Genomic DNA, 9166 nt, shown 5'->3' on the forward strand with positions numbered 1-9166 from the left:
GGCATCAGACCGAGTTTCATCTCACTTTCGCCTGTTGGCTCAGAGTAGAATGCCGAACGCGAGATCGCCAGCAGCAGACCTTGCTTGCTGACTGACAGACCTTTTAGGTTCGGCGCAATCATCTTGCGCCTCACTTGCCGGCCCAAGGTTTGAGCTTTCGGGCCAAAAAATCGTTGGCGACGGCCAACTCCCCAATCTTGGCGTGCAGGTCTTTGACCTGCTCCTCATCAACTTCCGGTGCCGTCCGCCCGCCGCGCTCAAATACGCCGGAAGCGCCTTCAAGTAATGCGCGTTTCCATTGATGGATCATCGTTGGATGCACGCCAAACCGACTGGCCAACTCGCTGACCGTCTCCTCGCCTTTCAGTGCTTCCAATGCGACCTTGGCCTTAAACTCAGGGTGATGTTGCTTTCGTTTCGACACCGTCAATCTCCTTCGTGTTGAAGATCAACAGACAACAAATCGTAGCTTACGTCAGTGTCCGATTTTCGGGGGGTAGCTCACGTAGCACCTGCACCACGTTCACCCCGCAATGGCGGCTGAGATCAGCAAACACAGGCCATAAGGCGGTGTGACCAGGCCAAACGACAGCGAGATAATCCCGATATTCGCAAAGACAATCGGATCAATGCAAGCGCCAGCCGCAACCGGCATCAAGACGGTGCCCAGGATGATGATCGTCGGAATCCCATCGATGAACAGGCCGAACAACAGGAACAGCGCTGCGATGATCAGACCTGTCTCAAACGGGCCAGCCTGAAACAGGGTCAACCATTCGACAATCAGGCGCGGCGCTTTGAAGAAGGCCAGCAACCAACCAAACGCGGTGACGGTGCCAATCGCAAAGAGCGAGATCGACGCAAAACGACCTGAATCATAAAAGATATGCCCCAGATCGCGCACGCTTATGGTCCGATAGACAAACAAGCCCAGGATCATCGCATACCCCGTCGCGATAATCGCGCTTTCGGTTGGCCGCGGTGCCAGTGATCTGGCTGAGGTCAGTTAAACGCGGCGCTGTCATACCTGCGCCTCAAATTCTGTATGTTGCAGCGTTGTCATGATGCCGCGCAATTCCACCAGACCTTTGAGACGGCCAATGGCCGGATAGCCAGGCTGCACCTCGCGTGTGCGGTCGTCCAGAATATCCTGACCATGATTCGGGCGAAACGGAATGGAGGCATCAGCACATCCTGCGGCGCGGCGTTTCTTCTCTTCACGCAAGATGGTTGCTACAAGCGCCACCATATCCGCCCCACCGCCCAGATGCTCGGCCTCGTGGAAGCTGCCAATTTCGGCGTCGCTTTCCAGATGCACATTGCGCAGTTTTAGGAAATGTACGCGATCGCTCAGACGGTCCATCATGCCGGGCAGATCATTTATCGGGCTTGCACCCAACGACCCCGAGCAGAGGGTCACACCATTTGCAGGCACGTCAACGGCATCCAGGAAATGGCGATAGTCAGTTTCACACGATACCACACGCGGCAATCCCAACAATGAGAACGGCGGATCATCCGGGTGGCAGCACAGGCGCATTTCCAGATCCTGCGCCACAGTGCAACCTCGGCGAGGAAATCGATTTGGTTGGCTCGCAGGCGGTCGGATGAAGTCCCGTCATAGCGTGCTGGATGGGCGCGCATCATCCATCGACACGCCACGCGCCGCTTTGACGCTTAATATCTTCGGACACCGGCAGGCTTTTGACCACTTCCCAGTTCAAACCGGACGGAGAGCCATCCGCCATTTTGCCGATTTCAGCTTGACGCCGTTTGATTTTCTCGGCGCCCCAGATCTGACCGGGTGGCATATGGTGCAACGCAGACACAACGGCCTCAACACCGGCTTGCATCATGTCGTCCGTCGATACAGCGTCTTTTGGTCCGAACCAGCGCCACGTTTGCCGTATTTCTACATATTCCCTTGTGTAGATAAATAGGGTTGCATTCTTCCATACAAGTTGACAGGGGAGCAAAATCGGCCTTATTCCAAATCAACTTTATAACCTAGAACGGGGATCAATTCCGCCATGTCATTGTCACTAGAAGACGCAGTCGCTCCACAGCTTCACCGGAAACTGAGGGAACGTATTGTCTCCTGTAAAATGATCCCGGGACAGCGTATTTCCGAGACTGAGATTGCGTCGAAATACGGCGTATCGCGCCAGCCCGTCCGCGAAGCCTTTATCAAATTGTCCGAAGAGCAACTGATAACGATTCGCCCGCAGCGGGGAACCTTTATCAAACGTATCTCGGTTCCGTCTGCGTTGACCGCACGGTTTGTACGCGAAGCGGTTGAGTCGGATTTGGTCAGCCGAGTAGTAGAGCGTTCATCACCCGAGATCATCGCCGAGCTGGATGCGCAGATCGCGCTTCAGAAAGAAACGATCAAAGATGAAAACCCCAGAGAATTCGTGCGCTTAGACGAAGAGTTTCACCGCTGCCTGGCTCGATTTGCGGGCATGCCAGAGGTGTCGACCTATCTTGACGGGTTGAACGTGCAGATGAACCGGGTTCGAAATATGAGCGCCCGCCAATTCTCCCGTGACAACTTGATGCGGCAACACAGGAAAATCGTCGATGCGATCCGTGAAAATGACGCACGCGCCGGGTGCGAGGCCATGCGTACCCACCTGCGTGAATTCACTCGCGACCTGCCACGCATCATCGAAACCTACCCCGACTACTTTGAAGGAACAGAAGCCCTATCCTAATGCCCAACACACCAGAGGATCTCGCCCCTATTGCCGCGCAACTTTCGCCAGAGGTTGATCTTCCGGAGTGAGTTGATTGGTTCTGGAATAGCTATCTACCAGCTTGGGTGAACCATGCGCATGATCCAAAGGCTATTGGCCTTTATGATGTGTTGGACAAAAATGCGCACCCTGTGCAGCCGGAACGCCGAACGATTCTAGCGCAGGCGCGTCTTTTCTTCACGTTCTCTCATTTGTCGTTGCAGTCCGATACGCTCGCATATCATCACGCAGCCCAGATCACCCACGACTCACTGGCATCCTTTCGCAAGGCTCCAGGCCTTTACCGAACGGCCGTTTCCGCCACCGGTAACCCCACTGGCAAGGCCGAGGATGAGTTAGCCACCAGCTATAACCAAAGCTTTGTCATTCTGGGGCTGGCGACCTGGGGCCGTCTGCATCCAGATAAAGACGTCACAGATGAGCTTTAGGCGCTGTGGACTCAGGTGGATACCACGCTCCGTGATGCCAAGACCGGCTTGATGCTGGAACATGATGCGCTGGAGGATCCTGCGGCGGCCGATGCGCCTTATGGTTCGCAGAACCCTCATATGCATTTGTACGAAGTTGCGTTGCAGGCGTTCGAAATGACCCAAAACCCGGTTTGGTTGGAGCGCGCAGGCAAGATGCGGGCCAAAGGGTTGGAGTATTTCTTTGACGCTGAAACCGGGTCCATGACCGAATTTATCGCAGCCGACCTGTCTGTTGAGCCGGGTGCCGATGGTGAACGTCGTGATATCGGCCACCAATGCGAATGGGCGTGGCTCTTGACGCGTGAGGCTGAGCTGGGCGGAGATCCCAAAAGCCGTGAGATCGCAGACCGTTTGACCGCCTTCGCACAGTCGCATGGATATGCCACCGAAAACGTCATGTCCGGCGCTGTTTATGATGCGGTTGCCAATGATCTGGGCTGGACAGAAGAGCGATTTCGATTGTGGCCCCAGACCGAGGCGATCAAGGCTGATGTGGTGCGCGCCGCTGATCCAGTCATCGCCAAACGCGCACAGCGCCATGCGTTGCGGATGTTCCAACGCTATTTTGCCGGTTATGCGGGATATGTGTACCAGCTGGACGCCTCGGGCAACGTGATCTGGGACGAAGGTCTCAGCCGATTACTGTATCATATCGTAGTGGCCATGACCGAAGGTGCACGGATGGGACTGTGGCAGGGTCCGGGAGTGAAATAGCCATCAGATCGGCTGAGCGCTTATTACTGAACCTCGTCTGGAACCGTTGAAACCGGGACAGCGATATTGAATAGGCCTTGGCCGGATACGGCTATTGCGGACAAAACGGCAATAATTCTTATTTTGCCGTTTTCAATTACAAAGATGGGTGCGCCCGAGTCACCCTGCATGACTGAGCATTGGCTCCGGAAGATCCCTTGGCCGTGCCGGAAAGACGTCTCACCGCAATCGGTGGCATGCGAAAGAACTTGAGGGCGAAGCCCAGCATACCCCGCCAAGCTTATAGTGCCGTTCGCCACATCGTGTTCAGGTGCATCAGATAACACGGCATGTCCCGTCGTTTTGCCAATTGGATCAGACAGAACCAAAATGGCCCAATCCTTTGCTGCGACGGAGCGGAATTCACGACTTTCGCGATTGTGAAACGGGTCCATTTCATAACGTTCCACCGATGATACAGCCACCGCGCCGCCGCGTTCATAACCCGCTGCGAAACGCAGACTTGAGGGAGGAATCCAGGATTTGCGCTTGTGATTAAAAAGGCAATGTGCTGCCGTAAGCACCCGGTTTTCAGAAATCAACGTTCCCGTGCAATGGCTTCTTATTTGGGTGCTGGCAAAATTAACGCGACCTATGGCGCGCCACGGTTCAGAGGACGCGTCCAAAATAGCGCGCTTTCGGATGCCGTCACACCCGGAACCAAAATTTTTCTTTATACCACAGACGGAGTCGCCGCGGATCTGCGAGGCAGCGTTGCCTGCTTCGTTTGAACGGCTGGCAGAACCTGCACATACCAGCAACCCTGCGCAGAAAAAGAGAATAAGGCGAGAGAGCTGCAGCATATGATCGGTCAGTCCTGCGAGGGCATTAAGGCGACCCTAGCGTGAAGACCGTAGGTCCTGCCAGACAGTTACAAAGCCAAAGCGCCCGTTGCACGCAAATGTCATCAAGGCCCGATGGCGATCTGGCGCGTCACCTTGGAGTGGGTGCCCTCAAACCGGGGCTGTCGTGTCACGGAACACTTCGAATGTTGTTTTGCACTTGTACTATGACTTCGGAACGTTTTGTTGCGTGCACTATGAGCGCCCGCTAGGTTTGGGCGCAACCGTTCTACGGCGCTTTGAAATGAAGGAAGACCATGACCGACGGGCAAGACGAAACACAGGTTCCTGGCGCGCGAAAGACCTTGGTTCAGGGGCTAGTGGCGGATCTGCGCAAGATCGTTGAGGGGGGGCGTCGTGCCAGTCGGAGGAAAGCTGCCCAGTGAGGCCGCTTTGACCGCGCAATATGGCGGGATCGACCTCAAATAACTGTCGGGCGTGTTGGAAATGATGGAACTGCGCATTCCGGTTGAGGCCGAAGCAGCGGCTCTGGCGGCAACCCGACGCTCGCCTGCGCAAGAGGTTGTTGTTTTCGAAGCCATTGATGCACTGGACGAGGCGATTGCCGGGGGACAAGATACCGCCAAACTGGATTTGGCGTTTCACATGGCGATTGCACGCGCGACCAATAACCCCCGGTTTGAATTGTGTCTTGAGGCGCTGGGCATTGGCGCGATCCCTCGGGTGGGTGTTTCCTCCCATGATCACGGTGGTCGATCCAGCTCCTATGATAAACAACTGAACAGCGAACACCGGGAGATTGCGAATGCGATCGCCGCAGGAGACGGGGCTGTCCCCCGGTCCTGGATGCGGAAACACATGGAAAGCGGTTTGCAGCGATACCGGGATTTGCGCGCGTCCACCGAATGATTGTGTAATTGTATGATGAGTTATGGCATTCATCATATGAATCTATAGAGAAAAGATGACCCAGACCTTCGCGCATTAGGAGACATGAGCCATGGAACCTCAGGACATTAAAACCGCATTGGGAGCTGGCCTGCTGTCGTTCCCTGTTACACCCTTTGGGGCAGATGGGGCGTTTAATGCGCCGGTCTATAAGGACCACATCAATTGGCTGTCCTCCTTCCCAGCCACAGCGCTGTTTGCAGCGGGCGGCACAGGAGAGTTCTTTTCGCTCGCCCCGTCCGAAATTCCCTCGATTATCCGCGCGGCAAAAGATGCCGCAGGCGATACGTTAAATATTGCGGGCTGCGGATATGGGACAGCCATGGCCGTGGAACTTCCCAAAGAGGCAGAGGCTGCCGGAGCCGATGGGATCTGCTGCTACCACACTGTCTGACCGAAGCACCGCAAGACGGGATTTTCGCCCATATCAAAGCTGTTTGTGATGCGGTCAATATTGGTGTCATGGTCTACAGCCGTGCCAACTCGCAGCTGACGGCGGATACATTGGAACAGCTGTGCGCGCTCTGTCCCAATCTGGTTTGGTTTAAGGATGGTTCCGGCGACATTGGTCGCGTGCGTCAGATCACGGCGCGGATGGGTGATCGGCTGACTTATCTGGGTGGTATGCCGACGGCCGAGCTGTTTGCGGATGCCTATCTGGTGGCAGGTTTTACCACCTATTCCTCGGCTGTCTTTAATTTCGTCCCGGCGCTGGTGATTGATTTCTATACCAACTTGCGGGTCGGCAACACCGCGCGGACCGAGCAGATCCTCAACGAGTTCTTCTACCCCTTCATGCAGATCCGTGGCCGCAAGACAGGCTATGCGGTCTCTGCGATCAAGGCCGGAGTGCGCATTGCCGGGTTTGATGCAGGTCCCGTTCGCTCACCCTTGGCGGATCTGACCGAGGAAAATATGCTATCATAGCTGATCTGATCGAACGTGCTGGGAAGTTGTGAGCGCATGATGAAAATCGCAGAGGTTCACACGCATCTTTTGGATCATCCCCTAGATGTCGCCTTTGAAAGCGCGTCGACCCGGTTCAAAAGCCGCCAACATATTCTGGTTGAGATCGTCTGCGACGGTGGAACCGTTGGATGGGGCGAATGTCTGGGCCCTGCGGTGCCCAATGCAGTGATGGTGCAGACCTAAGCCAAACACCTGATTGGGCGCAATCCGTTCCAGACTAAGGTGTTATGGCAAGAGCTTTACAATCAGTTCCGCGATCAGGGGCAACGGGGCCTGACAATAACCGCCTTGTCCGGCATTGACGTGGCCTTGTGGGACATCAAAGGCAAACATTTCAACGCGCCGATCTCGGTCCTTCTGGGCGGACGCGTGCGGGAAACGGTTCAAGCCTATGCCACGGGTGCTTTTCGCCGTGAAGGGGTGGACCGGGTCACCGATACCGCCGAAGAATGCGCCCGTCATGTCGCGGATGGGTTTAAGGCGGTCAAGATCAAGATCGGCTTTGGGGTTGAGGAAGATCTGGCTGTTGTCGAAGCCGTACGCCAGGCAATTGGCCCCGACACCCGGCTGAAGATTGATGCAAACCACGGCTATTCTGCGCTGGAGGCGATCGAAGCCGGGCGGCGCGGGGCAGAGTTTGACATCGATTGGTTTGAAGAACCCGTGATCCCCGAACAGTTGGACGCCTATCGCGAAGTGCGTGCCAAGCAACCAATCCCGGTTGCGGGCGGTGAGACATGGCACGGGCGTTTTGCCTTTCGCGATCCGATTAAGACAGGCTGTGTGGATATTCTGCAACTGGACCTGTTTGGGGCTGGTGGGTTTACCGAAATGCGTCGGATCGCCGATATGGCGGCGCTGCGCGGGGAGCGTGTGGTGCCACATGTCTCGGGAACGGCCATTCAGATCGCAGCGAGTCTGCAATTGGTATCCGCTCAATTGCCGAATCCGCCCCGGCGCGACCCGATTGCGCCGATTTTCGAATTCGACCGAATGCCAAACTCTTTCCGGCAGGCCGTTATCACCCAGCCGTTGGAGGCCCAAGATGGTATCATGCGCATCCCAGATGGACCGGGATTGGGGATCGAAATCAACCGCGACGCTCTGAAGGATTTTGCGTTTGCACCCAGTTTCGGGAACGTTTCGTGATCGAACGCAGCTACACCGGTGCACCACCACGGATGGCCTTGCCCAAAGGCGCGATAGACACACATCTGCATGTCTATCTGCCGAACCACCCAGCTCAGCCCGGTGGGCCAGCGCTGCCGGTCGGATTGCCAGGCCTTGCTGAATATCGCCAGGTGATGGATTGGCTGGGGATCGAACGCTTTGTCATATGCCAGGGCAACGCGCATCAGACCGATCATGGCAATCTGATCGAAGCCTTGCAAAGCGTCGGCGACGGGGTGCGCGGTGTGGCGGCCATTGATGGCGCGACGTCAGATGCCGAAGTGGCGCTTTTGTCTGAGGCAGCGTGGTGGGGACACGGATTGTGAACCTTGCCGGTGGAGCGGTGGGGTTCGACCAACTGGACGCGGTCCAAGCGCGCGCTGTAGCGGCCGGTTAGGTGGCAGTGCTGCAGTTTGACGGCTCGGCCATTGCGGATCACTTTGGCCAGTTGAAACAGCTTCGCTGCAATTAGGTGTTGGACCACCATGGCAAGTTTCGCACTGGAGTCAGGCCCGACGGGCCCGAGGTGGCGATGGTGAAACGGTTGATGGACACAGGTAAGTGCTTGTTTGAATTCTGTGCCTGCTATGTGTCTTCTCAACAAGGTGGACCAAATTACGCGGATGGGGCCGTCGTTGCGCTCGACATTGTAGCTTATGCGCCGGATCGGATCATCGGGGGCACAAACTTCCCGCACAATATGACGCAAAAGACTGAGGATTCCCTCAATGATGCGGCCTTGTTGGACTCGGTTTTGGGCTGGCTGCCCGATCGTGATGCCGTGCAAAAGGCCGTTGTCAGCAATCCCGCTCGTCTATTCTAGTTCGCATAACACGCCGACCGCCATCGCCAGTGCATGTGGACCAATACGGCGTTGAGAGGCGGAAGCTGCTCAGCCTCGGTCAGGAATTGTCCGATTAGTTGCGGTAGCTTGTCAAAATGGTCGAAGTGGCGGGTATGCGGTATCCGTCGGTGAACAGCAAAAACGGCTCTGTCGCGCGCTGGGCGGTTTCTCCATCTACGCCACTTTCCCCGACAAAGACCTCAGGCCTCGTGCCAAGTGCATCAAACGCTACAGGGCACCTCGATTTTTCACCTTCTTCCGCTGTTTCGGGCGAATTTGGTGGAGTAAATACCGCATGAAATGGCTTGCTGGAGTGTTTGGAAGTGTAGTCAGTGGCGGGTCTGCGCTGTCATGGCGGGCTTCTGGCCCTTCGGCCTGGCGTCCACGCTCCAGATCACGCTGGATTTGGATTTAGGCGCTGCAGCTTCGCCAGCCGTCGCATGTTGTAGGCAA

10 protein-coding genes and 3 pseudogenes are annotated in these 9166 nt (G+C 56.1%); 9 read left to right on the forward strand and 4 right to left on the reverse strand.

The genetic code is table 11. The features are described from left to right. Positions 1-130: 130 nt before the first annotated feature. The 3 genes and pseudogenes from KMP13_RS20580 to KMP13_RS14375 all read right to left on the reverse strand — a co-directional run bounded on the left by KMP13_RS20580 (position 131) and on the right by KMP13_RS14375 (position 1910). A complete protein-coding gene (locus KMP13_RS20580) occupies positions 131-424 on the reverse strand; it encodes a transposase (RefSeq protein WP_353055717.1) in 294 nt (97 codons plus the stop codon). A 99-nt stretch (positions 425-523) separates the two neighbouring features. Continuing rightward, on the reverse strand, positions 524-940 hold the full coding sequence (locus KMP13_RS14370; protein ID WP_251363871.1) for a TRAP transporter large permease subunit: 417 nt from the start codon (positions 938-940) through the stop codon (positions 524-526). Between the two features lie 81 nt (positions 941-1021). Further along, positions 1022-1910: pseudogene (locus KMP13_RS14375) on the reverse strand (mannonate dehydratase). A 120-nt stretch (positions 1911-2030) separates the two neighbouring features. On the opposite strand from KMP13_RS14375, the gene KMP13_RS14380 reads away from it, so the two are divergent. After that, a complete protein-coding gene (locus KMP13_RS14380) occupies positions 2031-2714 on the forward strand; it encodes a GntR family transcriptional regulator (RefSeq protein WP_215266617.1) in 684 nt (227 codons plus the stop codon). Positions 2715-2863: 149 nt separating this feature from the next. Continuing rightward, a pseudogene (locus KMP13_RS14390) lies at positions 2864-3940 on the forward strand (AGE family epimerase/isomerase). Positions 3941-3963: 23 nt separating this feature from the next. Here the strand turns inward: KMP13_RS14390 and KMP13_RS14395 are convergent. Next, entirely contained in the window at positions 3964-4782 is an 819-nt protein-coding gene (locus KMP13_RS14395) for a trypsin-like serine peptidase (protein WP_215266622.1), read from the reverse strand. Positions 4783-5078: 296 nt separating this feature from the next. On the opposite strand from KMP13_RS14395, the gene KMP13_RS20835 reads away from it, so the two are divergent. From KMP13_RS20835 to KMP13_RS20590, 7 genes and pseudogenes are all read left to right on the forward strand, one after another. After that, positions 5079-5207: a hypothetical protein gene (locus KMP13_RS20835; RefSeq protein WP_285895550.1), complete on the forward strand. Its 129-nt coding sequence runs from the start codon at positions 5079-5081 to the stop codon at positions 5205-5207. A 61-nt stretch (positions 5208-5268) separates the two neighbouring features. After that, entirely contained in the window at positions 5269-5691 is a 423-nt protein-coding gene (locus tag KMP13_RS14400) for a FadR/GntR family transcriptional regulator (protein WP_215266623.1), read from the forward strand. A gap of 91 nt (positions 5692-5782) precedes the next feature. Next, positions 5783-6657, forward strand: a pseudogene (locus KMP13_RS14405) (5-dehydro-4-deoxyglucarate dehydratase). A 36-nt stretch (positions 6658-6693) separates the two neighbouring features. After that, positions 6694-6882 carry a hypothetical protein gene (locus KMP13_RS20840; RefSeq protein ID WP_285895551.1) on the forward strand — a complete coding sequence of 63 codons (189 nt, stop codon included), beginning with the start codon at positions 6694-6696 and terminating at the stop codon, positions 6880-6882. 12 nt (positions 6883-6894) lie between these two features. Next, a complete protein-coding gene (locus tag KMP13_RS14410; RefSeq protein WP_353055718.1) occupies positions 6895-7848 on the forward strand; it encodes a mandelate racemase/muconate lactonizing enzyme family protein in 954 nt (317 codons plus the stop codon). Then, complete coding sequence (locus KMP13_RS20585; RefSeq protein ID WP_251363872.1) at positions 7845-8195, forward strand: hypothetical protein; 351 nt, start codon at positions 7845-7847, stop codon at positions 8193-8195. The genes KMP13_RS14410 and KMP13_RS20585 overlap by 4 nt, the downstream gene beginning before the upstream one ends. Before the next feature lie 206 nt (positions 8196-8401). Continuing rightward, positions 8402-8692 (forward strand): amidohydrolase family protein, encoded by a 291-nt coding sequence (locus tag KMP13_RS20590; protein ID WP_251363873.1) that lies wholly within the window; start codon positions 8402-8404, stop codon positions 8690-8692. Positions 8693-9166 lie beyond the last annotated feature (474 nt).

The sequence above is a fragment of the Epibacterium ulvae genome, assembly GCF_018678075.1.
In the GTDB taxonomy this organism is placed as follows: Bacteria; Pseudomonadota; Alphaproteobacteria; order Rhodobacterales; family Rhodobacteraceae; genus Epibacterium; species Epibacterium ulvae_A.

Excerpts from the sequence above, each read along its gene's own strand:
- KMP13_RS14370 (WP_251363871.1), bottom strand. The coding sequence starts at position 940 with ATGATCCTGGGCTTGTTTGTCTATCGGACCATAAGCGTGCGCGATCTG.
- KMP13_RS14380 (WP_215266617.1), top strand. The coding sequence starts at position 2,031 with ATGTCATTGTCACTAGAAGACGCAGTCGCTCCACAGCTTCACCGGAAA.
- KMP13_RS14395 (WP_215266622.1), bottom strand. The coding sequence starts at position 4,782 with ATGCTGCAGCTCTCTCGCCTTATTCTCTTTTTCTGCGCAGGGTTGCTG.
- KMP13_RS20835 (WP_285895550.1), top strand. The coding sequence starts at position 5,079 with ATGACCGACGGGCAAGACGAAACACAGGTTCCTGGCGCGCGAAAGACC.
- KMP13_RS14400 (WP_215266623.1), top strand. The coding sequence starts at position 5,269 with ATGATGGAACTGCGCATTCCGGTTGAGGCCGAAGCAGCGGCTCTGGCG.
- KMP13_RS20840 (WP_285895551.1), top strand. The coding sequence starts at position 6,694 with ATGATGAAAATCGCAGAGGTTCACACGCATCTTTTGGATCATCCCCTA.
- KMP13_RS20590 (WP_251363873.1), top strand. The coding sequence starts at position 8,402 with ATGGTGAAACGGTTGATGGACACAGGTAAGTGCTTGTTTGAATTCTGT.